At 65.8% G+C, this 22,558-nt stretch carries 20 protein-coding genes, 1 tRNA gene and 1 pseudogene; 9 read left to right on the plus strand and 13 right to left on the minus strand.

All coding sequences use genetic code 11. From position 1 onward, the window contains the following. Positions 1-25: 25 nt before the first annotated feature. From ACSQ8Y_RS18300 to ACSQ8Y_RS18320, 5 genes are all read right to left on the minus strand, one after another. Positions 26-556 (minus strand): chemotaxis protein CheW, encoded by a 531-nt coding sequence (locus tag ACSQ8Y_RS18300; protein ID WP_436267860.1) that lies wholly within the window; start codon positions 554-556, stop codon positions 26-28. 70 nt (positions 557-626) lie between these two features. Beyond that, the gene (locus ACSQ8Y_RS18305; protein ID WP_436267861.1) at positions 627-2,816 is read right to left on the minus strand and encodes a chemotaxis protein CheA; all 2,190 of its coding nucleotides are present in this window, start codon (positions 2,814-2,816) and stop codon (positions 627-629) included. A 27-nt stretch (positions 2,817-2,843) separates the two neighbouring features. Beyond that, on the minus strand, positions 2,844-3,143 hold the full coding sequence (locus tag ACSQ8Y_RS18310) for an STAS domain-containing protein (protein ID WP_436267862.1): 300 nt from the start codon (positions 3,141-3,143) through the stop codon (positions 2,844-2,846). Continuing rightward, positions 3,140-3,508, minus strand: coding sequence for a response regulator (locus tag ACSQ8Y_RS18315; RefSeq protein ID WP_436267863.1), 369 nt, complete (start codon positions 3,506-3,508; stop codon positions 3,140-3,142). The genes ACSQ8Y_RS18310 and ACSQ8Y_RS18315 overlap by 4 nt, the downstream gene beginning before the upstream one ends. A 9-nt stretch (positions 3,509-3,517) precedes the next feature. Further along, positions 3,518-4,666 (minus strand): methyl-accepting chemotaxis protein, encoded by a 1,149-nt coding sequence (locus ACSQ8Y_RS18320; protein ID WP_436267864.1) that lies wholly within the window; start codon positions 4,664-4,666, stop codon positions 3,518-3,520. 224 nt (positions 4,667-4,890) lie between these two features. Between ACSQ8Y_RS18320 and ACSQ8Y_RS18325 the strand changes: the two genes are divergently transcribed. The 6 genes from ACSQ8Y_RS18325 to ACSQ8Y_RS18350 all read left to right on the plus strand — a co-directional run bounded on the left by ACSQ8Y_RS18325 (position 4,891) and on the right by ACSQ8Y_RS18350 (position 8,604). After that, positions 4,891-4,967: transfer RNA gene (locus ACSQ8Y_RS18325), tRNA-Pro, on the plus strand. 289 nt (positions 4,968-5,256) lie between these two features. Beyond that, positions 5,257-5,466, plus strand: a complete 210-nt coding sequence (locus ACSQ8Y_RS18330) for a hypothetical protein (protein WP_436267865.1) — start codon at positions 5,257-5,259, stop codon at positions 5,464-5,466. A 182-nt stretch (positions 5,467-5,648) separates the two neighbouring features. Further along, positions 5,649-6,326, plus strand: coding sequence for a GntR family transcriptional regulator (locus ACSQ8Y_RS18335; RefSeq protein WP_436267866.1), 678 nt, complete (start codon positions 5,649-5,651; stop codon positions 6,324-6,326). A 4-nt stretch (positions 6,327-6,330) separates the two neighbouring features. After that, positions 6,331-6,858 carry a cysteine hydrolase family protein gene (locus tag ACSQ8Y_RS18340; RefSeq protein ID WP_436267867.1) on the plus strand — a complete coding sequence of 176 codons (528 nt, stop codon included), beginning with the start codon at positions 6,331-6,333 and terminating at the stop codon, positions 6,856-6,858. A gap of 4 nt (positions 6,859-6,862) precedes the next feature. Continuing rightward, a complete protein-coding gene (locus ACSQ8Y_RS18345; protein ID WP_436267868.1) occupies positions 6,863-8,014 on the plus strand; it encodes a trans-sulfuration enzyme family protein in 1,152 nt (383 codons plus the stop codon). Positions 8,015-8,145: 131 nt separating this feature from the next. Further along, positions 8,146-8,604: a cache domain-containing protein gene (locus ACSQ8Y_RS18350; protein ID WP_436267869.1), complete on the plus strand. Its 459-nt coding sequence runs from the start codon at positions 8,146-8,148 to the stop codon at positions 8,602-8,604. Here the strand turns inward: ACSQ8Y_RS18350 and ACSQ8Y_RS18355 are convergent. After that, positions 8,562-11,546 carry a sensor histidine kinase gene (locus ACSQ8Y_RS18355; protein WP_436267870.1) on the minus strand — a complete coding sequence of 995 codons (2,985 nt, stop codon included), beginning with the start codon at positions 11,544-11,546 and terminating at the stop codon, positions 8,562-8,564. The genes ACSQ8Y_RS18350 and ACSQ8Y_RS18355 overlap by 43 nt on opposite strands. Positions 11,547-11,827: 281 nt before the next feature. On the opposite strand from ACSQ8Y_RS18355, the gene ACSQ8Y_RS18360 reads away from it, so the two are divergent. Next, positions 11,828-13,357, plus strand: coding sequence for a catalase (locus tag ACSQ8Y_RS18360; protein ID WP_436267871.1), 1,530 nt, complete (start codon positions 11,828-11,830; stop codon positions 13,355-13,357). A gap of 134 nt (positions 13,358-13,491) precedes the next feature. Here ACSQ8Y_RS18360 and ACSQ8Y_RS18365 read toward each other — a convergent pair whose 3' ends face one another. The 7 genes and pseudogenes from ACSQ8Y_RS18365 to ACSQ8Y_RS18395 all read right to left on the minus strand — a co-directional run. Continuing rightward, positions 13,492-13,968, minus strand: coding sequence for a hypothetical protein (locus ACSQ8Y_RS18365; protein WP_436267872.1), 477 nt, complete (start codon positions 13,966-13,968; stop codon positions 13,492-13,494). Between the two features lie 160 nt (positions 13,969-14,128). Beyond that, entirely contained in the window at positions 14,129-14,854 is a 726-nt protein-coding gene (locus ACSQ8Y_RS18370) for an amino acid ABC transporter ATP-binding protein (protein WP_436267873.1), read from the minus strand. Between the two features lie 38 nt (positions 14,855-14,892). Further along, positions 14,893-15,579: an amino acid ABC transporter permease gene (locus tag ACSQ8Y_RS18375; protein ID WP_436267874.1), complete on the minus strand. Its 687-nt coding sequence runs from the start codon at positions 15,577-15,579 to the stop codon at positions 14,893-14,895. Between the two features lies 1 nt (position 15,580). Beyond that, positions 15,581-16,330, minus strand: coding sequence for an amino acid ABC transporter permease (locus tag ACSQ8Y_RS18380; RefSeq protein WP_436267875.1), 750 nt, complete (start codon positions 16,328-16,330; stop codon positions 15,581-15,583). Between the two features lie 99 nt (positions 16,331-16,429). Next, positions 16,430-17,395 (minus strand): amino acid ABC transporter substrate-binding protein, encoded by a 966-nt coding sequence (locus ACSQ8Y_RS18385; RefSeq protein WP_436267876.1) that lies wholly within the window; start codon positions 17,393-17,395, stop codon positions 16,430-16,432. Positions 17,396-17,500: 105 nt separating this feature from the next. Then, entirely contained in the window at positions 17,501-18,499 is a 999-nt protein-coding gene (locus ACSQ8Y_RS18390; RefSeq protein WP_436267877.1) for a porin, read from the minus strand. 216 nt (positions 18,500-18,715) lie between these two features. Next, a pseudogene (locus ACSQ8Y_RS18395) lies at positions 18,716-18,908 on the minus strand (LysR family transcriptional regulator); the annotation flags it as partial. 415 nt (positions 18,909-19,323) lie between these two features. Here ACSQ8Y_RS18395 and ACSQ8Y_RS18400 point away from each other — a divergent pair. Together ACSQ8Y_RS18400 and ACSQ8Y_RS18405 are read left to right on the plus strand one after the other, a co-directional pair. Next, positions 19,324-21,165 carry a sensor histidine kinase gene (locus tag ACSQ8Y_RS18400; RefSeq protein ID WP_436267878.1) on the plus strand — a complete coding sequence of 614 codons (1,842 nt, stop codon included), beginning with the start codon at positions 19,324-19,326 and terminating at the stop codon, positions 21,163-21,165. Further along, positions 21,158-22,522, plus strand: a complete 1,365-nt coding sequence (locus tag ACSQ8Y_RS18405; protein WP_436267879.1) for a sigma-54-dependent transcriptional regulator — start codon at positions 21,158-21,160, stop codon at positions 22,520-22,522. The genes ACSQ8Y_RS18400 and ACSQ8Y_RS18405 overlap by 8 nt, the downstream gene beginning before the upstream one ends. The last annotated feature ends 36 nt before the right edge of the window (positions 22,523-22,558 follow it).

A 22,558-nucleotide genomic window follows, 5' to 3' on the forward strand; every position in this document is an offset into this window, starting at 1 on the left:
CCAGGGCCGGCGGCGGGCTGTCCGGCTAGGCTTCCGCGTGGCTGCCGCCGACCTGCGCCATCGCTTCCAGCTCGGCCACCGACAAGACCTGGTCGGTGTTGAGCAGGATGACGAACTTGCCATTCACCTTGCCCATGCCGGAGATGAACTCGGCGCGGATGCGGGCGCCGAACTGCGGCGCCTTTTCGATGTCGCCCGGCGGGATGTCGATCACGGCGTTGACCGCGTCCACCATCACGCCCACCACCTGCTGTTCGCCGTCCGCGTCGATCTCGACGATGACGATGGCGGTGCGCTTGCCGATCTGGGTGGGGGGCCGGCCGAAACGCGCCGCCAGGTCCATCACCGGCACCACCGCGCCGCGCAGGTTGATCACGCCGCGCACGCACTCGGGCATCAGCGGCACCGTCGTCAAGCCGTCGTATTCGATGATTTCCTTGATCGCCAGGATGCCGATGGCGTAGACTTCGCCGCCCAGCATGAACGTGAGGAACTGGGCCGATTCTTGTGCCACGGCCGGCGGCGCGCCCCGGCCTGCTTGCACCAATGCTGTCATGATGGACTCCTGCTTGAGAGTGAGTGCGTCGTTCGGGCTTGCTTGTAGGGTGTTGCGCGTGCCGCGCGGTTCAGGCCGCCAGCTGCGGCGGCTCGCCGCCGCCGCCGGCCGGGGCCAGGCCGCTGCCGCGCCCGACGATGGCCGGCACGTCCAGGATCAGCGCCACTTCGCCGCTGCCCAGGATGGTCGAACCGCTGATGCAGCGCAGCTGGCTGAACATGCGCCCCAGCGGCTTGATGACGGTCTGGAATTCGCCGTGCAGCGCGTCGACCACCAGGCCGACCCGCTGGCCGGCGTGCTTGACGACCACGATGCTTTCGCGCCGCGGCGGCGGCGTGGAGACGCCGAACAGCGAGCGCAGGCGGATGAAGGGCAGCACCTGGCCGCGCAGATTGGTGTAGTCGTGGCCGGCCTCGGCGGCGAACTCGATGCACTCGTCTATCATGTCGAGCGGCACCACGAAGGTGGCCGTGCCCAGCCCGACCAGGAAGCCGTCGATGATGGCCAGGGTCAGCGGCAGGCGCACCGAGACCGTGGTGCCCAGGCCGGGCGCGCTGTCGACCGTGACGGTGCCGCGCAGCGCGGTGATGTTGCGCTTGACCACGTCCATGCCGACGCCGCGCCCGGACAGGTTGGTGATCGCGGCCGCGGTCGAAAAGCCGGGTTCGAAGATCAGGCCGTAGATCTCCTGGTCGCTCAGCTTGCGGTCCGGCTCGATCAGGCCGCGCTCGACCGCCTTGGCCAGGATGCGCTCGCGGTCCAGGCCGCCGCCGTCGTCCGACACTTCGATGACGATGCTGCCCGAGTCGTGGTAGGCGTTCAGGCGCACGGTGCCGCGCAGCGGCTTGCCGCGCTCGGCGCGCAGCTCGGCCGATTCGATGCCGTGGTCGATGGCGTTGCGCACCAGGTGGGTCAGCGGGTCGCCGATCTTCTCGACCACCGTTTTGTCCAGCTCGGTGTCCTCGCCGCTGACGGCCAGGCCGATGTCCTTGCCGATCTCGCGCGCCACATCGTGCACCACGCGCTGGAAGCGGTTGAAGGTGGCGCCGATTTTCACCATGCGCAGCTGCAGCGCCGAGTCGCGCACCTGCTCGACCAGGTCGCTCAGCATGGAGGTGCATTCCTGCAGCTCGCTGTTGCGCACCTGGCGCGCGATCAGGTTGGCCGAGGCGCCCACGATGATCAGTTCGCCCACCAGGTTGATCAGCTGGTCCAGCTTGTCGGCGTCGACCCGGATCGAGCGGCTTTCCTGCGGCTTGGGCTCGCCCGCCTGCTTCTGCTTGGTCAGCGCCGCCTCCACCATGGACGGCTCGACCGTGCCGCGCTCCACCAGGATGGCGCCCAGCGGCGGCGCGGCGGCCGGCGACTGGCCGGCAGCCGCCTGCACCTGCAAGGCCGCGTCCAGTTCGCGCTGGGTGATGCAGCCGCAGCGCACCAGGATCTCGCCCAGCAGCGCCTTTTGCTCGGGCAGCTCGCGGATCAGGCGCACATACTCCTCGATGCGGCTGCGCGGCGGCAGGATATGCAGCGTGCACGCGTCCTGCACGAATTCGAACACGCCCTCGATGGCGGCCTTGTCGGCCTCGGTCTCGAGCGCGATCTGGAAGCCCAGGTAGCAGGTCTCCGGGTCCATCTGCTCGGCGGCGGGAATCGCGTCGGCCAGGGTCACGATGCCGACCACGCGGCCGATCTGGCCCAGGTAGCGGATGAAGGAGAGCGGATCCATGCCGTCGCGCAGCACGTCCGGGCCGAAGCGCAGCGACAAATGCCAGGCGTCGTGGCCGCCGCCGGTCTCGCCCATGCGCTCGACGCCGGGATGCTCGCCGGCCACCAGCGCGCCGTGGCCGGGGGCGCCGCCGTCGGCCGGCTGCCCCATCCGCATGCGCAATTGCTCCAGCAGCGGCTGGCCCTCGGCCAGCATGTCGGCGTCGGCCTCGGTCTGGCCCGCCTCGAGCGCGGTGATCATGCCCGACAGGTGGTCGCAGCACGACAGCAGCAGCACGATCAGCTCGTCCGTCAGCGACAGCTTGCCGTCGCGCACCTCGTCGAGCAGGCTTTCCACCACGTGCGTGAAAGCCACGATGTGGTCCAGGCTGAACAGCCCCGCCGAACCCTTGATGGTGTGGGCCGCGCGGAAGATGGCGTTGATCGCCTCGTCGCCGGCGCCGGCCTGCTCGGCATTGAGCAGGGCGTTCTCCATGTCCTCCAGGAGTTCGCGGCTTTCAAGGATGAAGGTTTGTAGCGCAGAGTCCAAGTCCATGGTCTTGCCTCCAGAGCGTGCGGTTTTTTAGTGGGGTGCGATCAGCAGGGCATCGCCAAACCAGGCGCCCAGGTCCAGCAGTTCAAACACTTCCAGCACCGCCGGGCTGTGGCCGACCAGGCGCAGTTCGCGCTGCTCGGCGCGCGCGGTCTGCTTGGCCAGCATCAGCACCTGCAGGCCGGCGCTGTCCATCTCGGTCACGCCGGCCAGGTCCACTTCGAGCACGGTGCTGCGCTGCAGCTCGCCCAGCAGCAAGGCCTTCATGTCCGCCGCGCGGTAGATGTTCAGTTCGCCGTCGATGGCGACCCGTCCGGCGCCGGCGCTCACGGCAGCACCAGCTTGGCCACCGCGCCCAGCAGCACCTCGGGCTTGAACGGTTTCACCACCCAGGCCTTGGCGCCAGCCGCCTGGCCCTCCTTCTTCTTGCCCTCCTGCGACTCGGTGGTCAGCATGATGACGGGCGTGAACTTGTAATTGGGCAGCTGCTTGATTTCCTTGACGAAGGTGATGCCGTCCATATTCGGCATGTTGACGTCGCACACCACCAGGTTGACCTTCTGGCCACTCAGCTTGCGCAGCGCGTCGACGCCGTCGCAAGCCTCGATCACATCGTATCCGGCGCTCTTGAGCGCTATGCCGACCACTTGCCGCAGCGAAGCCGAGTCGTCGATCACCATGATGGTCTTTGCCATAGTACTTCCCTAGAAAAAAGTCACTTCATCGGATGGCGCGGCGATGGCTTGCTGCTCGCCCCGGTGCACCGCGTGTTCCTCGGCCATTGCGTAGGTTTTTTCCAGCTCGCCCAGCAAATCGGCGGCGCGCGGCGCCTCCAGCGCCTGTCCATCCTGATAGCGCTGGCGGTTCTCGTCAAGCAGACTCGGCAGTAGCTCGATATTGTGGCTGACATGGCCCAGCACCTGACTGACGCGGTCCTGGAATTGCAGCTGCACCAGCGCGTTTCCGACTTCGCCCTTGATAGTGACGCTCTCTTGTTTGAGCAATTCGGACGACTGCGCCATGGCGTCGGTCAGGTTGCGGAACTCGCGCAGCACGGCGTCGATGGTGCCCTCCGACTCGCGCATGGCCTGGTCCTCGGCCGCGCTCGATTCATTGGCGGCGTGGCAGGCCGACACGATGGCGCTGCTGATCTTGCCCACCCGGTCGCTGATGCTGCGGCCGGTCTCGGCGGAGCGGTTCGACAGGTTGCGCACCTCCTGCGCCACCACGGCGAAGCCGCGTCCTGCCGGGCCGGCGCGGGCCGCCTCGATGGCCGCGTTCAGCGCCAGCAGATTGGTCTGCGCGGCAATGCTGGCCACGCCCTCGGCCATGTCGCGCAGTTCGCGCGTAAATTGTTCCAGTTCGCGGATGCGGGTCAGCATGGCATGCTTGGAGGCCAGTGCCGATTTCATCGTCGCCACCACGTCGCCAAGCTGCTGCTCGCTGTGGGTAAACACCTGGCTCAGCGAGGCGCCGCCCTGGTTGTCGGCGGCCGCGTTCGACAGGCGCAGCGTCTCGTCGAGCTTGTCGACGATGGTGGAAAAGCGCGTGGCCAGTTCGGCCACCGCCTCCTCCATCTGGCTGCGCGACGATTCGATGTGGCGGCACCAGACCGGCACCACGGTTTCGCCGAATTCCTGGCGCGCGGCCAGGTAGTCTTCGACTTCGCGGCGCGGGTCGTTCTGCCCACTGCTCAGCTGTATCCAGGAGAAGGCGCCCGCCGCCAGGAAGGCCGCCGCGCCGAGGATGCCGAGCCAGCCGCCGTTGGGCCAGAACAGCGCCATCAGCGCGCCGGCGATTGCGAGTGCGGCCGGATAGAAGCGGCCGCCGGTGTTGTGAAGGAATGAGTTCAATCGGTGTCTTCTCAGGGTTGGGAAACCACAAAGGCGCATCTAGACCACTGCCAATCCATTCTATCAAAACCGATATTTGCCACATGGAATATCTATCGGGCCGGACGAAAAAACCACGTTTGCCGGCAAATGAGCGCGCCCGGACGGCACACCCGTGACAGTCAGTCATCGTTGCCATTTCCGTCATTTTCTGATGTAATCCCAATGTCATTAAAGCACACCGTCGGGGTGTGGCTCAGCCCGGTAGAGCGCTGCGTTCGGGACGCAGAGGCCGGAGGTTCGAATCCTCTCACCCCGACCAACCTTCCTTATGCAAAACAGCGGGCGAACCCGCGGTCTTTGCCTGCGGGCCATCCGCAGCACTTCAGTTGCCATGCGATCCGCCACAGCCGCAATGAGGCCCCCTCATGCTTGCTGGCCAGCGCACCGGTACCTCGACGGAGAAACATTCACAAAATAAATAATGTTCATAAGAAAATATTGTTATGTCATACTTTTTGTGAATGTCACACATCCAAACTTAAAATGTGAGTTATATGCTGCAATGCCGCATAATGTTTTCAACGGACAACATTTTGAAGGAGAACAGCATGAACCTCAGCAAACATATGGAATTCATCTTCCTCGGCGCCCTGATACTGATCGGCGGATCCGCAGCAGCCACAGCCACTGTGCCTAAATTGCTGGCTCCGCTGGCGCCAGCCGCCCATGTAGCGCCCGTTCAAGATAGCGCTATCCCGACCGTGGTGGTAAAGGCCAAGCGCCTGACTGCCAAAGAAAAGGCTGCGCTGGCGGAGTAATTCCCGGCCTTGGGGAGGGCGCACGCCCTTCCCGGCCACAAGCAAGGTGAGAATAAGCGACGTCGGCGAACTGATTCCAGCCAGGCGCGCTCCAGCAAGACGCTCTTCCATGTCGACAGGGGATGAAGTTCGCCAATCTGTAGTATATTACATATTGCAAATTATAAAACCTGCTCGCCGCCATGCCTCTTCCTGCCACCGTCACCGCCATTCCCCGCTCGCTCGCCCGCGCCGAGGTGTACCGCACACTGAAGCAATGGATCGTCGAGCTCACCCTCGCGCCCGAAGAAGTCATCCGCGATCATGATCTGGCCGAGCGCCTGGGCGTGTCGCGCACCCCGGTGCGCGAGGCCCTGCGCCAACTGGAGGACGAGGGCCTGGTGGTGACCAGCTTCCACAAATGGACCAAGGTGGCGCCGGCCGACCCGGCCGAAGTGCTGCAGCTGTATCCGGTCGTGGCGGCGCTGGAGGCGGCGGCGGTCCGCCTCGCGGCAAGCCGCCTGGCGGCGGACGACCTGGCCCGGCTCGGCAAGCTGAACCAGGCACTGGAGCAAGCCATCCGGCGCGGCGACAGCGCGGCGGCCACCGGCTGCGACATGGCCTTCCACGCCCTGCTGGTCGAGCGCAGCGGCAATGCCGAGATCGCCAAACTGCTGGGCACGCTACGCCCGCGCATCCAGCGCATCGAGCTGGCTTACTTCGGCGACCAGCCGATGGCCTTGCAGTCGGTGGCCGATCACCGCGCCATCCTGGCCGCCCTGCGCAAGGGCGACGCCGACGCGGCCTGCGCCGCCATGCAACGCAACTGGGCATGGCAGCCGACCGCCACGCCTCCAAGCTCATCCCCGCCCAAGGAGTAGACCCATGCGCACCGCCCTGATCGTGATCGATTTCCAAAACGCCGTGTTCATTGAACCGCCGGCCTACCAAGCCGTGCTCGTGCTCGAACGCATACGCGGCCTGATCGCCGCCGCGCGCGCCAGCGGCGCGCCGGTCGTCTACATCCAGCACGAAGAACCGGGCAGCGACTGGGAAGCCGGCCGCGAAAGCTGGCAGTTCCCGCCGGAGATCGCGCCGCAAGCAGGCGATTTCATCAGTGCCAAAGCGCGCAGCAACGCCTTCTTCGGCACCGGCCTGCACGACCATCTGCACGGGCAAGGCATAGGGCGCGTGGTGGTCTGCGGCTACGCGACCGAATTCTGCATCGATACCAATGTGCGCCACGCCGCCGGCGCCGGCCTGGAGACCGTGGTCGCGACGGATGCCCACACCACGCGCGACCGCGCCCACCTGGCCGCGCCGGCCATCATCGAGCACCACCACGCGACTTGGCGCGGCTTCGGCGGCATCCGCCTGTGCGACAGCGGCGCGGTGCGCTTCGGCCGGGAGTGAGGCCATGACCAGCATCGCCACGGAACTGCTGCAGCCGGCCGGGAACCTTCCGCCCGGCTTTGCTTCGCTGTCGCAGGGCGTCTTCCACGCGTCGACCATCCTGTTCCCGGACGTCGCCTCCTTCCTGGACCGCCAGGCGCAAGCCGGCAGCGGCTATAGCTACGGCCAGAACGGCACGCCCACCCACTACGCGCTGGCGGACAAGCTGGCGCAGCTCGAGGGCGGCGGCCAGACCGTGCTGGTCCCCAGCGGCCTGGCCGCCGTCACGCTGGTCAGCAGCTGCGTGCTGTCGGCCGGCGATCACGTGCTGCTGCCTGCGGCCGTCTACGGTCCCACGCTGGACGTCACGCGCACGCTGTTCGGCAAATGGGGCGTGCGCTGTTCGGTGTACGGGGACGAGGCGGGCGCGGACTTCGCGCGCCTGTTCGAGCCGCGCACCCGGCTGGTGTGGACCGAGGCTCCGGCCTCGAACACGCTGGAGATGCAGGACGTGCCGGCCATCGCCGCGGCGGCGCGCGCGCACGGCGCGCTGGTGGCGATGGACAACACCTGGGCCACGCCGCTCGGCTTCCGGCCGCTCGACCACGGCGTGGATTTTTCGATCCAGGCACTGACCAAATACGTCGGCGGCCATTCGGACCTGCTGATGGGCGCCGTCACCACCCGCGATCCGCAGCGCTACCAGGCGCTGCGCGACACCGCCGAGCTGCTGGGCTACTACGTCTCCAGCGACGAATGCTTTCTTGCGCTGCGGGGCCTGCCGACACTGGCGCTGCGGCTGGAACGGCATTTCGCCTCGGCATTGAAAATAGCCCGCGCGCTGGAAGGGCATCCGGCGCTGGCCAGCTTGCATTACCCGCCGCTGGCATCGGATCCGGGCCATGCGCTGTGGCAGCGCGACTTCAAATCGGGCAGCGGGCTCTTGTCGTTCACGCTGCGCCGGCGCGGCCTGGCGGCGGTCGAGGCACTGGTCGCCGCGCTGCGCCTTTTCCCGCTTGGAAACAGCTGGGGGGCGGTGCACAGCCTGGTCGCGGTAGCGCCCTTGCGCGCCCCGCGCGACGGCTGGCTGGTCCGGCTGCACGTGGGGCTGGAGGACGCCGACGATTTGCTGCAGGATCTGCTGCAGGCGCTGACCGCCCTGCCCAGCCCGCCATAGCGCTGCCCAGGGCCGCGTAGCCGAAAGGCCACAATACCGCGGCCGAGTGGCTTCGCAAGCGCCGAAAAAGGGAATACTCTTGGACAAGACGGGACCATCCAGATCCCGATCGGTCAACCGGGAGACAAAAGATGAAGCTCTTTCTAAAGATGGTCGTGTTCCTGATGGCTCTGGCCATGGCTGGCATGGCGCCGGCGGCGGACAGGGGAACGGCGGAGGAAGCGGTGGCCCTGGTCAAGAAAGTCGTGGCGGACATGAAGAAGTACGGCAAGGACAAGGTCATCAAGGATATCCAGAACCAGGCTCCCGACTACAAGGACCGCGACCTCTACGTTTCTGTCGGCACCCTGGACGGGATGAATCTGGCGAACGGGAACAATCCTAAGCTGGCCGGCAAAAACATCATCGACCTGAAGGACGCGGACGGCACCTTCATCACGCGCGAGCGCATCGACATCGCCAAGAAAAAGGGCTCCGGCTGGCAGGAATATAAATGGCCGGACCCCATCACCAAGGAAATCCAGAAGAAGGCGATGTACGTGGAGCGCTATGAGGACCTGACCATCGCTTGCGGCGTATACAAGAACTGAGCCGCGTCCTGATGCCTGCCAGGCACGGTCACCGTGATGACCGTGCCGGCGCCCGGTTTGCTGGCGATGTCCAGGCCGGCGCCTATGCCCCTGGCGCGCTCGCGCATGCCCACCAGTCCCCAGTGGCCGGGCCGGTGGCCCACGGCGGCGACGGATTCGTCCAGTCCCTTGCCGTTGTCGCGCACGCGCAAGACGAAGGCGCTGGCGCTGTACTCCAGTTCCAGTTCGATGCGCGTGGCATCCGAATAGCGCGATGCGTTGAACAGCGCTTCGCGCGCGATGGCGTAGACCTCCCCGTGCACATCCGCGCACAACGGCCTGGTCGCACCGACGACCTTGACGGCAAAGGCATGCGCGCGGTGTTCCGCCAGCCCTTTGCCGAACTGCTCCAGCGTCAGCTCCAGCGCCTCCGGCGAGCCCGACGCCCGCAGATCCATGATCTGGTCCCGTCCTTCGACCAGCAATTGCTCGGCAAGATTGAGCGTCTGGTCCAGGCGCGTGCGCTCCGGCGTGCCTTCTTTCAGATTCCGGCTGTGCACATCGAAGGACATCAGCAACGCCTGCACGCTTTGCAGCAGGGTGTCGTGCATGGTCCGCGCGATGCGCGTGCGCTCCGCCAGGCGCTCCTGCAGGCGCTCCTGCATCCGCTGCGTGAGGAAACGTATGCGCAATGCGTAGGCGGCATACAGCAGCAGCAAGCCGATCGCCGCCAGCAGCAGTTTGAACCAGCCGCTTTGCACAAACGTCGGCGGAATATCCAGCTCCAGCGCCGCGCCCTCGGTGTTCCATAAATCATCCTCGTTCGAGGCGATGACTTCGAAGCGGTACTTGCCGGGTGCCAGATTGGTGTAATACGCTTGCCGCCGCTCCACCGGCCCCTGCCACCCATGGTCCAGGCCGACCAGCCGGTAGCGCAGCCGCACCCGCTCGGGGATCGACAGGCTCAGCGCGGTAAAGTCGATCTGCAGATTGCGCGTTCCCTGCGGCAGGCCGAGCACACCGCCACGCGGCACCGCATAGCGCAAGCCGCCGGCGCTCACGCCCAGCACCTCGACCGGCGGCGTCAGCCGATTGCGCGGGATATGGGCCGGATCGATGCTGCCGACCGAACCCGTGGTTGCGTACCACAGCATGCCGTCGCGCGAGCGCAGCAGCGAGGGCACCGGCCGCAACTGCGGCGCGCGGCCCTGCATGCCGTCCAGCGCATTGAAGCGCTCGAACGGCACGGCGCTGCCCTCGTCTTTCAGCCACCGCTCCAGGTCGGCGGCGGCGATGCGGTACAGGCCGTCGGCACCGTGCAGCCACAGCTCGCCGCCGGGCAGCCGGACGATGCCGGACACGCCCCGGAAATGCTCGTTGCGCTCGCCGTGCAAGGCGGCGAAGCGGCCGTTGCGGTGCAGGGCGACCCCGGTCTCTCCTCCCGCCCACATTGCCTTACCGTCGGCGTACAAGTGCAGGATGGTGCCCAGCTGCAGGCCTTGGACGGGGCCCAGCTGGCGGACCGCGCCGCCGCCGACCACGGTGATCAGGCTGCGCAAGTGCGCCATCCACAGGTCGCCGTCGCCGTCGCGGGCCATGGAGGTGATCAGCAGATCGGAAATGCCCTGCAATCCGCCCGACCTTGTCCAGCGGCCATCGGCCAAGCTGTACACACCTTTGCCGGAGGAAAACGACACCCACATGGCGCCGTCGCGGTCCTGTTGCAGGGCGTGGACACGCAGCGCAGTCACTTCGTCCGGATAGCGTATCAAGGTCTGGCTGCCGTCGCGGTCACGCCGCTGCAGGCCTTCCATGCCGCCCATCCACACCACGCCGTCCGGTGCCGTGTAGCTGGCCGTCAGCCGCCCCGGCATTTCGCGCCGGATGCGCCCATCGGGAGCGGCGCTCCACAGGTCGCCGGCATAGTCGCCCACCCAGGCTTCGCCGGACGGCCCGGCCACCAGCGCCGGATACTCGAGCGGCTTGACGACGGGCATGGTGCGCAAGCGGTTCGGCCGCAAGCGGTCTATGCCGCGCGACGTCCCTACCCACAGATTGCCCTCCCTGTCCTGGAAGGTCGCGCCCAGCATCGGGCCGCTGAGACCGTTTGAGCTCGACAAGCGCTGCTCCGGCAGGCCGGCACTGTCCGGCGCCGCGATGCGCTCGAAGCTGTCGGCGTGCACCATCCACATGGTTCCCTGCCGGTCGAAGCGCATGCTCTTGCCCTCGAGCTCGGGCTGCACCGGCTCGCCGGCGGGCGGCGGCGTCAAACGGGCACGGTAGTAGCTGTGTCCGAAATCGTTGCCCCATATCGTGCCGTCCGGCGCCTCGCACAGCGCAACGAGCGCGACGCGGGGCCAGGCGCGGCTGAAGCGGGTTTGGCCCGGCTTGCGAAAATAGGCGCCGGTGTTGGTGCCAGCCCAGGTCGTGCCGTCGCGGGCGAACAGGATCTGGAACACGCCCAGCGCCGGCAGCCCGGCCTCGGGCCCGAGGTAGCGGAAGCGCCCGGCGCCCGGCGCCAGCACCGCCACGCCGTCGCGCATCGCCGCCCAGACCGCGCCGTCGGGCGCCACTTCGATATGCATGGCGCCGACCGGTTGCAATCCGCCTTCCTCCATATAGGTGCGGGCGCCATCTTTCCTGAACACGGACACGCCGCCGACACGGTAGCCGACCCAGACCGCGCCGTCCGGCGTGCTGGCCAGCGCCATGATATTGCTGGAATAAAGCGGCTGCCCGTAGACCTTGTCGGTGCGCTCGAAATGCACGCCGTCGTAGCGGTACAGGCCGGCCGGCGTGGCGATCCATAGCCAGCCATCCGGTCCTTGCGCGAATTTGGTCACCCCGGTCGGCGCGCCGTCGACCTCGGTCCAGGCGGTGTGGGTGTAATCGCTAAGTAATGGCCGCGCCGCCGGCGTCGCAGCCGTCGTGGCGCCGCAAGCGATGTGATGCCAGACCAGCATGAGTAGAAAAGCTTGGAACGGGCGTATGGTCATCTGTCGGGGGCTGGCTTTGTTTCGGTTAAATGTCGCGTACCGAATGGTAATTCATCCAGGCACACAACAGCGTAGTGCACCGGCGCACCAATCCCAGCCCTGCGGGCAGCACAGCACCGTCGTTTCCTGCCACACATCGTTATTAAACAGTAATGTACTATCGGTTTAATAGAAACAATTAAATTTATCTATAGACTCCCGGGCAGTACATTGTGGACTCCTGCACACCAATCAAGAGGAGAACCGATATGACCCCGAATATACGCGCTGCCGCCGCCTTGCTCATCTTCCTGGGCGTTGCCGCTGCCAGCAGCCAAGCCACCACCGACCTGACCCGCGACAACGGCGCGCCGGTGGGCGACAACCAGAATTCCCAGACCGCCGGCCCGAACGGCCCGGTCTTGCTGCAAGACGTGCACCTGATCCAGAAGTTGCAGCGCTTCGACCGCGAACGCGTTCCGGAACGCGTGGTGCACGCGCGCGGCACCGGCGCGCACGGCGTGTTTGTCGCCAGCAAGGACATCTCCGCACTGACGCGCGCCGCCGTCTTCGCACCGGGCGAGGAAACGCCGGTGTTCGTGCGCTTCTCCAGCGTGGTCCATGGCAACCACTCGCCGGAAACCCTGCGCGACCCGCGCGGCTTCGGCACCAAGTTCTACACCCGCGAAGGCAACTGGGACCTGGTCGGCAACAACCTGCCCGTGTTCTTCATCCGCGACGCGATGAAGTTCCCGGACATGGTGCACGCCTTCAAACCCGCACCGAACAGCAATATCCAGGACAACAAGCGCGTGTTCGACTTCTTCTCGAGCCATCCGGAAGGCACCCACACGCTGACCCGCGTGTACTCCGATTTCGGCACCCCCGCCAGCTACCGCGAGATGGACGGCAACAGCGTACACGCTTATAAATTCGTGAACGCCACAGGCCGATACAACTACGTGAAGTTCCACTGGAAAAGCCTGCAGGGCGAACGCAACCTGAGCGCGAAGGAAGCCGAAGCCATCCAGGGCAAGGACTTCAACCACATGACGCGCGACCTGGTCGAGGCCATCGGCAAGGGCAACTTCCCGAAATGGGATTTATATGTACAGGTGATGGCGCCGGCACAGCTGGCCACGCTGGACTACGACCCGCTGGATCCGACCAAGATCTGGAACGGCGTGCCCGAGACCAAGGTCGGCACCATGACGCTGAACCGCAATCCGGACAATGTCTTCCTCGAAACCGAGCAGTCGGCGCTGGCGCCGTCCAACCTGGTGCCGGGCATCGAACCGTCGGAAGACCGTTTGCTGCAGGGCCGCCTGTTCTCCTACGCCGACACGCAGCTGCACCGCATCGGCACCAACGGCCTGCAGCTTCCCATCAACCGTCCCCGGGCGGCGCCGGTCAACTATAACCAGGATGGCGCCCAGAACGCCGGCGCCCGCCAGGGCAGCGTGAACTACCAGCCCAGCACGCAGGCGGCGGTGGCCGACAAGGCCGGCCACAAGTACAGCCAGTTGCCGCTGTCCGGCGCCACCCAGCAGCAAGGCATCGCCCGCACCCGCAACTTTGCGCAGGCCGGCGAGTTCTACCGCGCGCTGAGCAAGCAGCAGCAGTCCAACCTGGTCAGCAACCTGGCCGGCGATCTGGGACAGGTGAGCGACGACAAAGTGCTATACACCATGCTGTCCTATTTCCATAAAGCCGACGCCGGCTACGGCAAGGCGCTGGCGGCAACCCTGAAGGCGGATACCGCTCGCGTTGCAGCCCTGGCCGCCGCGCTGCGCGATTGAGGGCTCACCCTCTTCAAGCTGGCGCAGCATTCGGAACCATGATGAGCAACTTGGCCGATCTGGCCTGCTTCGTCGTCGTGGTCGAGCACAGCGGCTATTCGGCCGCTGCGCGCTGGAGGTTTTTCAAGGTTGGCTTACGTTGCACCGCCGCGTTTCGACGGACGACTGCCGGAGTCGGCGGCCGGCTCGTCGGGGCTGCCTTGCCGCTGGCCCCGGTCGGCCTGCAGGGATCCCGGCGGCCCGGCCGGCGATTCTTCCGAGCCCGCGCGCTGGCTTTGTTCCATGCCGCCACGACCGGACTGCAGGGCTTCGCCGAGACGGCCTTGCTCGCTATCTTCCTTCATGCGCTGCGCCTGCTGGCGGGCGCTCCAGCCGGTTTGCTGGGCACCGGCCCCGCCGCGTTCGCCGATTCCCGGGCCACCGGGCCCGCCTTGCAGCGAACCCGGATTACCGCCCGGCGCGCCCGGTCCCGCGGACTGCTCGCTGCCCCGGTGGGCGGGCCCGGCGCCCGGCGCCCTTGCCTGCTGGCTCCCCGCGGCGACCGGTACCGTCTTCTCCTTCCCGATCTGCCGCTTGCTGTCTTCCCCCTGGTTCTTCTGCTTCGAGTTCATGATAGCCATCCTCCCAAGATTGGAGCTAGCATGATCATGCGCGCCGCACCGGCCCACTTGTATCGGAGGGCGGGCCGGGCCTCTGTAGGAAATCACCGACATCGTCGCAGCAGCCAGCTGACCGGTCCGCGCTCTTGCACAGTTCGCGTTGCGCCTGCCCTTAATGGATGATCTTGGCCAGGAAGTCGCGCGCGCGGTCCGAGCGCTGGGTGCCGAAGAAGGCGTCCTTGCTGCAGTCCTCGATCACCCTGCCCCGGTCCATGAAGACGATGCGGTTGGCCACGCGCTTGGCGAAGCCCATCTCGTGGGTCACCACCATCATCGTCATGCCCTCCTGCGCCAGGCCCACCATCACGTCCAGCACCTCGTTGATCATTTCAGGGTCCAGCGCCGACGTGGGCTCGTCGAACAGCATCGCGATCGGGTCCATCGCCAGCGCGCGGGCGATCGCCACGCGCTGCTGCTGGCCGCCCGACAGCTGGCCGGGGAACTTGTCCTGCTGCGCCAGCAGGCCGACCCGGTCCAGGTATTTCAAGCCCTTGGCGTTGGCCTCGTCCAGGCTGCGCCCCAGCACCTTGACCTGGCCCAGCGTCAGGTTCTCGCGTATGGTCAGGTGCGGGAACAGTTCGAAGTTCTGGAACACCATGCCGATGCGCGCGCGCAGCTTGGACAAATTGGTTTTCGGATCGCCCACTTCCATGCCGTCGACCGTGATGCCGCCGCTCTGGAACGGCTCCAGGCCGTTGACGGTCTTGATCAGGGTCGACTTGCCGGAGCCGGACGGACCGCAGATCACCATCACGTCGCCCTTGCCCACCTTGGTGCTGCACTCGGTGAGCACCTGGAACTGGCCGTACCACTTACTGATTTCTTTTAATTCGATCATTTTTTTATCTCTCCCTAATTGATGCGCTCTGATGATGGTTAGCGGATGATGGCGACCCGCTGATGCAGGCGTTTGACCAATGCCGACAGCGCAAGGCACAGCACGAAATACACCAGCGCCACGAAGCTGTACATTTCCACCAGGCGGCCGTCGCGCTGGGCGACCTTGCTGGCGGCGCCGACGAAGTCGGGGATGGACAGCACATACACCAGCGATACGTCCTGGAACAGCACGATGGTCTGCGTCAGCAGCACCGGTATCATGTTGCGGAAGGCCTGCGGCAGGATCACATTGGCCATGGTTTGCCAGTAGTTCATGCCGAGCGCGTTGGCGGCCCAGACCTGGCCACGCGGGATCGACTGTATGCCGCTGCGCATGATCTCGCAGTAATACGCCGCTTCGAACATGATGAAGGTGATCAGCGCCGACTGGAAGGCGCCGACCTGCACCGGTTCGGCCGCGCCGATGACCCAGGCCGCGATGTAGGGCACCAGGAAGTAGAACCAGAAGATCACCAGCACCAGCGGGATCGAACGGATCAGGTTGACGTAGCCGGTGGCGAACAGCGACACCGCCTTGTAGCGCGACAGCCGCATCATCGCCAGCAGCGTGCCGACCAGGATGCCGCCGGTCATGGCCAGCGCGGTCAGTTTCAGCGTGAACGCCATGCCGGTCTGGAACAGGTAGAACCAGGACCGGGAAATTACATCGAAATCGAAATCCATATCAGTGTCCTCCCGAAGCGCCGCCGGCGACGATGAAACCGGGGATGGCGACCCGCTTCTCTATCCTGTGCATCAGGAACACCACGCCGATGTTGACCACCACGTAGATCAGCGTGGCGGCGGAAAATGCCTCGAACACCTGGAAGCTGAATTCCTGAATGCCGCGCGCGCGCGCCGTCAGCTCCATCAGGCCGATGGTCAGCGCCACCGAGCTGTTCTTGACGATGTTGAGGAACTCGCTGGTCAGCGGCGGCAGGATCACGCGGCCCGCCATCGGCAGCAGCACGTAACGGTAGGTCTGCGGCAGCGTCAGGCCGAGCGCGGTGCCGGCCATGCGCTGGCCGCGCGGCAGCGCGGCGATGCCGGCCGACACCTGCACCGCCACGCGCGACGAGGTGAAGAAGCCCAGGCACAGCACCGCCGTGACGAAGGGCGCGTTCGGCAGCGCCTTGATGGCGTCGCCCAAGGCCTGCGGCAGCACTTCCGGCATCACGAAGTACCACAGGAACATCTGCACCAGCAGCGGTATGTTGCGGAACAGTTCGACGTAGCCGTTGGCGAGGCGCACCGCCCACGGGTTCGGCAAGGTGCGGACCGTGCCGATCGCGAAGCCCAGCGCCAGCGCCATCAGCCAGGCCGTCAGCGAGGTCGCCAGCGTCCAGGCCAGGCCGGACCATAAGGTATCCAGATAGGTGCCGGAACCATCGGGGGCGATGTCCCAGAAAATGTGCCAGTTCCAGTGGTAATTCATAGTATTCCCTCCAAAGTGAGCCATGGGCGGAAGCGCAGGGCCGCCGAAGGCGATTCCTGCGCCGCCCAGTTGCGGCCCCGCGCGAGCCGCTGTGCGTTATTATTTTTTCTTGGAGGCGGCCTTCTGCGCCTCTGGGACAGCCGCGTAGTCGGCCGGGTTGCCGGAGTCGGTCGGCTTGGCCAGCGCTGCCTCAAGCTGCGGCGGCATCGGGAAGCGCAGGTTGATGCCCTTCGGCGGGATCGGCGACATGAACCACTTGTGGTACAGGCGCTGGATGTCCTCGCGCGACTTGTAGAAGCGCACCAGGGCCTCGTCGACCGCCTTCTTGAAGGCCGGGTCGTCCTTGCGCATCATGATGCCGTAGGGCTCGACCGACAGCGCCTCGGTGGTGATGTCGTAGTCGCCGGGCGCCTTGGCGTTGGCGCGCTGCGAGGCCAGCAGGATGTCGTCGTTGGCCTCGGCCACGGCGCGCCCGGTTTCCACCATCAGGAAGGACTCGGGGTGGTCCTTGCCGACCAGGATGGTCATGCCCAGGTTCTGTTCATTGTTCAGTATCGTCATCTGCTTCAGGGTCGACGTGCCGGCGGTGGCGACCAGGGTCTTGCCCTTCATGTCGGCCAGCGTCTTGATGTTGGACGACTTCTTGGCCAGCAGGCGGTTGGCGATCACGAACATGGTGGGCGCGAAAGCCACCTGCTGCTGGCGCTCCATGTTGTTGGTGGTCGAGCCGCACTCCAGGTCGATGGTGCCGTTGGCCATCAGCGGGATGCGGTTGGCCGAGGTGACCGGGTTCATGACCACTTTCAGTTCGCTCAGGCCCAGCTGCTTCTGCAGCGACGCGACCACCTTCATGCACAGGTCGATCGAGTAGCCCTGGTACTGCTGCTGGTCGTCCAGGTAGGAAAACGGGATGGAGCCGTCACGCACGCCCAGGGTGATGCTGCCGTTCTTCTTGATCTTGGCCAGCGTGCCGGTCGCTTCCTGCGCCTGGACGTTGCCGCCCAGGGCCACTGCGCTGAAGAGGGCGACGCTGCTCAGCGCCACTGCGAAAGTCGATTTAGTCATCTGATGTACTCCAGGTAATCCCGGACGGGCCGGGGGAGGAAGGAGCCGGCCTCAGGCCGGTCCCGTCCAGGTTGACATGCGTGCCGTGGTGTCCGGCTGCGGCGCTTAGAAGGTGTGGCGGACGCCCAGGTTCAGGCCGGTGTTGCCGGTGCCGTCTTCGGTCGCGTTGCCGACCTTGAAGGTGGCGCCGTTGCGGTTCGAAATGCGCGCGTAGGCGGCGTACAGGTCGGTGCGCTTGGACAACGCGTAGGTGTAGCCCACCGCCCACTGGGTGGCGTCCTTGTTGGCCTTCGATTCGTCGTTGCGGCGGATGACCGAGCCGAACACCTTGCTGGCGGCGCCGAACGGCACCGTCACGCCCAGCAGCACGTCGGTGCTGTCGATGCCGCCCAGCGCACGGTTCTTGGCGTAGCCGATGTTGCCTTCGGCGAAGCTGGCGCGGTACTTCGCCGTCAGCAGCGTGTTGGCGCTATGGTCGGTCGCGGTCGCGTTCTGCGCCTGGTGCCAGGCCAGCGCCACCACCAGCGGACCCTGGATGTAGGACAGCGACGTGCTGTAGACGCGGTTCTTGGCCGAGTCGCCCGCCACTTCGCCGAAGCCCAGCGCCGCCTCGGCGACAAAGCCGCTCAGGTTCGGCGAGGCGTATTGCACCATGTTGTTGACACGGGTGTTGGCCACCATGATGTTGCCGGCGCGGCCAGCCCAGCCGGCGACGAAGGGGTCGGCCACGTCGCGCATGGCGCGGTAGTAAGGCGAGTACTGGCGGCCGAAGGTGACCGTGCCCGCTTGCTGGCTGCCCAGGCCGACGTAGGCCTGGCGGCCGAACAGCAGGCCGCCCTGCGCGGCGGTGCCGGTGTCGATGTTGAAGCCGTTTTCGATCACGAACAGCGCCGACAGGCCGCCGCCCAGGTCTTCCTTGCCCTTGAAGCCGATGCGCGAGCCGGAAGCCACGCCGCTGACGAGGCCATTGAAGTGGCCGGCGGCGCCGCCCGTTTCACGCACAAAACCGGCATCGGCCACACCGTAAATGGTGACGTTCGATTGCGCCATGGCGGAACCGGCGAGCAGGCCGAAGGCGGCGATGGCGATAGTAGCTTTTTTCATTTGTTCTCCTAGTTGATAGTTTTATTTACACTTATTGGCGAAACAACGCGTATGCGCTATTCCGGTCAGTCTTATTCAAGACCCGCCTCGACCGTAAAGAAATAAGTGAATATATACACGCGGCTCTGGCAGATTTATTGATGCCGCAACTTTACTGATGCCTCAGACTTTTTCTTACCTGGTTAATCTGTTTTACGAGATCGACGGCAACACCGTGGAATTGGCGTCCCGCTGGAGTAAGCGATGGTGGCGTGCTGCTGCGGTCCACCAATTCCGTTCCCAACCATATTTCAAGCGATTGAATCCGCCGGCTGAACGCCGACTGGCTGGTGTGCCGCACACTGGCCGAACGCGAGAAACTGCGTGTATCGGCCAAGCAAATAAAGTCTTCCACCCATTTCGTGTCCATAAGATCTCCAGCACCGGGTTCATATTCATTGACATCGTTTCGTCCCGCCCTATTCCTTCAGCACATTGCGTGCCAGCAAGAGACTTTTCCGCATATGAACCACAACTCTTTGATTCCATTGATCTTTATAGTTTTTTAAGCGGCCCGCAGCAGCATGGCAGTGTGGAGATCCACACGACAGGCGGATAGCCAGTATCGAAATCGATACGCCGCCGGGAAGGGGGGCGCGGCGCCTATCGGCCGGGGCCATCGAAAGGCGGGGAAAGCGCTGAAAAATGGTGGTGCGATCGGGGCGGCCAAGGTATAGTTGGCCTCTGCCACACCATCTTCCGCATTGCCGAGGCTTTAATTGCGCATCAATCTAAAAGTTAAAGAATACCGATCCATATTTTGGATCGTCGTATGGATAGGCATATTGGCGGCGGGCGCCGTTGGCGTTGTATTCGCATATTCCTGGAGCGAGCGTTACGGCTATGAACAGCTCAATGGCGCGCTCGCCCATAAACTGGACCTTTATGCAGCCACGCTGGAAAGTGAACTGGGCAAGCATGAATACCTGCCCGGCATCGTCGGTTTCGACAACGACGTGCAAGCGCTATTAAGGGCGCCGGCCGACCCGCGCCTGGGTGAAATAGCCAGCAAGAAGCTGGGCAGCCAGAACGTGCGCGCCGGCACGCTCGCCATCTTTGTCACGGACCGGGCCGGCGTGGTGCGCGCCGCCAGCAACTGGTATCAGCCGGGCAGCCTGGTCGGCCAGGACTATTCGGCCCTGCCTTATTTTTCCGACGCCATCAAGGGCGGACAGGCGCGCTATTTTTCCCGCAGCGCCGCGCGCGACGCGCCCGAGTACTACTTCGCCCAGCCGGTCCGCCAAAATGGCGTGGTGGCCGGCGTCGCCGTGGTCAAGATCAGCCTGGAGCCGATCGAATCGACCTGGATCGCGCTGGCCACGCAATCGAACCACGGCACCTTCCTGGTGCTCGACGAGGACGGCGTCGTGGTCATCGCCCCATCCCCCGAGTGGCACAACCGCAAAATCAGCAAGCTCACCTCGCTGCTCGACACCGGCAGCGCCGGCACCCGCGTGCTCCCGCCACCGCGCACGGCGAGCGAGGTGCGCAGCGGGCAGGCGGCCGCGGACAGCATGACGGTCGAGGAGATCACCGCCTACGGCAACGAGATCATCCGCTGGCCGGGCCTGAATCCGGCCGCGCCGCGCACCAAATACGCGGCGCAGAGCCGCTTCCTGTCGCGCCAGGGCTGGCGCCTGGTGACACTCACCAGCGCCACCCCGGTGGCGCTGGACGCCTTGCAGAACGCGATCGGCGCCGCCGTCCTGATGGCCTTCGCCGGCCTGCTCGGCATGTATCTGGCGCTGCGCCGGCGCACCATCGCGGGCAGCCTGCGCGCGCGCGCCGCGCTGCAGCAGGCGCACGACGAGCTGGAGCAGCGCATCGCGCAGCGCACCGCCGAGCTGCACGAAACCAACCAGGAACTGGTGCGCGAAGTGCGCGAGCGGCAGCACGCCGAGCAGGTGCTGCGCGCCTCGCAGGATGAACTGGTCCATGCCAGCAAGCTGGCGCTGCTGGGGCAGATGTCGGCCGGTATCACGCACGAGATCAGCCAGCCGCTGACGGCATTGCGCGCGCTGTCCTTCAACACCCAGCTGCTGCTCAAGCGCGGCGAGGCGGGCCGGGTCGAACGCAATCTGCAGTCGATCACCGACCTGACCGAGCGCATGGGCAAGCTCACCGAGCAATTGAAGTCCTTCTCGCGCAAGGCGCCGCTGACGCTGGGATCCTTCCCGCTGGCGAACGCGGTCGACAACACGCTGCTGCTGCTGGAAAACCGCATCCGCACCGCGCGCATCACACTGCACGTCGACATCGCCGAGCCGCTGCGGGCGCTGTGCGACGGCGGCCGGCTGGAGCAGGTCCTGATCAATCTGTGCGCCAACGCGGTCGACGCCATGCAGGACGCGCCGGTGCGCACGCTGTCGCTGCGCGTCTGGCGCGCCGAAGGCAAGGCCTGGATACGGGTCGCCGACACCGGCGCCGGGATACCGGAGGCAGTCTTCGAACGCCTGTACGAACCCTTCTTCAGCACCAAGCCGGCCGGCCAGGGGCTGGGCCTGGGCCTGGCGATCTCCGCCGACCTGGTGCGCGAATTCGGCGGCACCCTGCGCGCCTTCAACACCGAGGGCGGTGCCGCCTTCGAGTTCGAACTCAATCTTTCAGAGGAAAGCAGCCATGTTTGACGGATTCAAAATCGTATTTGTCGAGGACGAGCCGGCGGTGCGCAGCAGCGTCGCCGAAACGCTGGAACTGGCCGGCTTCGCGGTCGCGCCCTTCGAGTCCGCCGAACAGGCCTTGCCGCACATCGGCCCCGGCTTCGCCGGCATCGTCATCAGCGACGTGCGGCTGCCCGGCATGGACGGCTTCGCCCTGCTCGAGCGGGTCTGCGCGGTCGACGCGACCATCCCCCTGATCATGGTCACCGGCCATGGCGACGTGTCGATGGCGGTGCAGGCGATGCGCTGCGGCGCCTACGACTTCATCGAAAAACCGTTCGCCATGGAGCGCCTGGTCACGGTGGCCGGCCGGGCCATGGAAAAGAGCGCGCTGCGCATCGAGGTCGGCACGCTGCGCCGCCGCCTGCAACACCAGGGCGGCATCGAATCCACGCTGCTGGGCAACTCGCCGGCGATACGCGAGGTGCAGCGCCAGATCCTCAACCTGGCCGACACCTCGGCCGACGTGCTCGTGTTCGGCGAGACCGGCACCGGCAAGGAAGTGGTGGCGCGCTGCCTGCACGACCACAGCGTGCGCAAGCAGGCCAATTTCGTGGCCATCAATTGCGGCGGCCTGCCCGAGAACCTGTTCGAGAGCGAGATTTTCGGCCACGTGGCCGGGGCCTTCACCAACGCCAGCAAGCGCCGCATCGGCAAGATCGAGCATGCCCACGGCGGCACGCTGCTGCTCGACGAGATCGAAAGCATGCCGATGGGCTTCCAGGTCAAGCTGCTGCGGGCGCTGCAGGAGCGCAAGATCGAGCGCCTGGGTTCGAACGAGCAGGTGCCGGTCGACGTGCGCATCGTGGCGGCCACCAAGTGCGACCTGCTGGAACTGAGCGCGCAGCAGAAGTTCCGCAGCGACCTGTATTACCGGCTCAATGTCGCCACGCTGGAGCTGCCGCCGCTGCGCGAGCGCCGCGAAGACATCCCCATCCTGTTCGAGCACTTCCTGCTGCAGGCGGCCACGCGCTACGGCCGCGACGCGCCGGTGCTGCAGGGCCACACGATGCGCGCCCTGATGGCCAAGGACTGGCCGGGCAATGTGCGCGAGCTGCGCAACGCGGCCGACCGCTGCGTGCTGGGACTGCCGGGCGCGCAGGACAGCGGCCCTGCCGCCGCCGCAGCCGCGCCGGCCACGCTGGCGCAGCAAATGGACATGATAGAGAAATCGCTGATCGAGCAGACCTTGAAACAGCACCAGGGACGTCCGCTGCCGGTGTGCGACGCGCTCGGCATCGGGAAAAAGACGCTGTACGACAAGCTGCACCGGCACGGCATCGCGATCGAGGAGTACCGGCCGGCCGGCACCCCGCAGGCCTAGCCGGAGAGGCGCAGGCCGGCGGCCAGGCGCCGGCGC

The sequence above is a fragment of the Pseudoduganella sp. LjRoot289 genome (genome assembly GCF_964252925.1).
GTDB lineage: Bacteria > Pseudomonadota > Gammaproteobacteria > Burkholderiales > Burkholderiaceae_D > Rugamonas.

What these genes read in the sequence shown, in the direction of transcription:
- ACSQ8Y_RS18340 (WP_436267867.1), top strand. Translation starts at nt 6,331, where the DNA reads ATGCGCACCGCCCTGATCGTGATCGATTTCCAAAACGCCGTGTTCATT.
- ACSQ8Y_RS18360 (WP_436267871.1), top strand. Translation starts at nt 11,828, where the DNA reads ATGACCCCGAATATACGCGCTGCCGCCGCCTTGCTCATCTTCCTGGGC.
- ACSQ8Y_RS18355 (WP_436267870.1), bottom strand. Translation starts at nt 11,546, where the DNA reads ATGCTGGTCTGGCATCACATCGCTTGCGGCGCCACGACGGCTGCGACG.
- ACSQ8Y_RS18300 (WP_436267860.1), bottom strand. Translation starts at nt 556, where the DNA reads ATGACAGCATTGGTGCAAGCAGGCCGGGGCGCGCCGCCGGCCGTGGCA.
- ACSQ8Y_RS18365 (WP_436267872.1), bottom strand. Translation starts at nt 13,968, where the DNA reads ATGAACTCGAAGCAGAAGAACCAGGGGGAAGACAGCAAGCGGCAGATC.
- ACSQ8Y_RS18370 (WP_436267873.1), bottom strand. Translation starts at nt 14,854, where the DNA reads ATGATCGAATTAAAAGAAATCAGTAAGTGGTACGGCCAGTTCCAGGTG.
- ACSQ8Y_RS18315 (WP_436267863.1), bottom strand. Translation starts at nt 3,508, where the DNA reads ATGGCAAAGACCATCATGGTGATCGACGACTCGGCTTCGCTGCGGCAA.
- ACSQ8Y_RS18380 (WP_436267875.1), bottom strand. Translation starts at nt 16,330, where the DNA reads ATGAATTACCACTGGAACTGGCACATTTTCTGGGACATCGCCCCCGAT.
- ACSQ8Y_RS18330 (WP_436267865.1), top strand. Translation starts at nt 5,257, where the DNA reads ATGAACCTCAGCAAACATATGGAATTCATCTTCCTCGGCGCCCTGATA.
- ACSQ8Y_RS18375 (WP_436267874.1), bottom strand. Translation starts at nt 15,579, where the DNA reads ATGGATTTCGATTTCGATGTAATTTCCCGGTCCTGGTTCTACCTGTTC.
- ACSQ8Y_RS18390 (WP_436267877.1), bottom strand. Translation starts at nt 18,499, where the DNA reads ATGAAAAAAGCTACTATCGCCATCGCCGCCTTCGGCCTGCTCGCCGGT.
- ACSQ8Y_RS18350 (WP_436267869.1), top strand. Translation starts at nt 8,146, where the DNA reads ATGAAGCTCTTTCTAAAGATGGTCGTGTTCCTGATGGCTCTGGCCATG.
- ACSQ8Y_RS18385 (WP_436267876.1), bottom strand. Translation starts at nt 17,395, where the DNA reads ATGACTAAATCGACTTTCGCAGTGGCGCTGAGCAGCGTCGCCCTCTTC.
- ACSQ8Y_RS18335 (WP_436267866.1), top strand. Translation starts at nt 5,649, where the DNA reads ATGCCTCTTCCTGCCACCGTCACCGCCATTCCCCGCTCGCTCGCCCGC.
- ACSQ8Y_RS18305 (WP_436267861.1), bottom strand. Translation starts at nt 2,816, where the DNA reads ATGGACTTGGACTCTGCGCTACAAACCTTCATCCTTGAAAGCCGCGAA.
- ACSQ8Y_RS18405 (WP_436267879.1), top strand. Translation starts at nt 21,158, where the DNA reads ATGTTTGACGGATTCAAAATCGTATTTGTCGAGGACGAGCCGGCGGTG.
- ACSQ8Y_RS18345 (WP_436267868.1), top strand. Translation starts at nt 6,863, where the DNA reads ATGACCAGCATCGCCACGGAACTGCTGCAGCCGGCCGGGAACCTTCCG.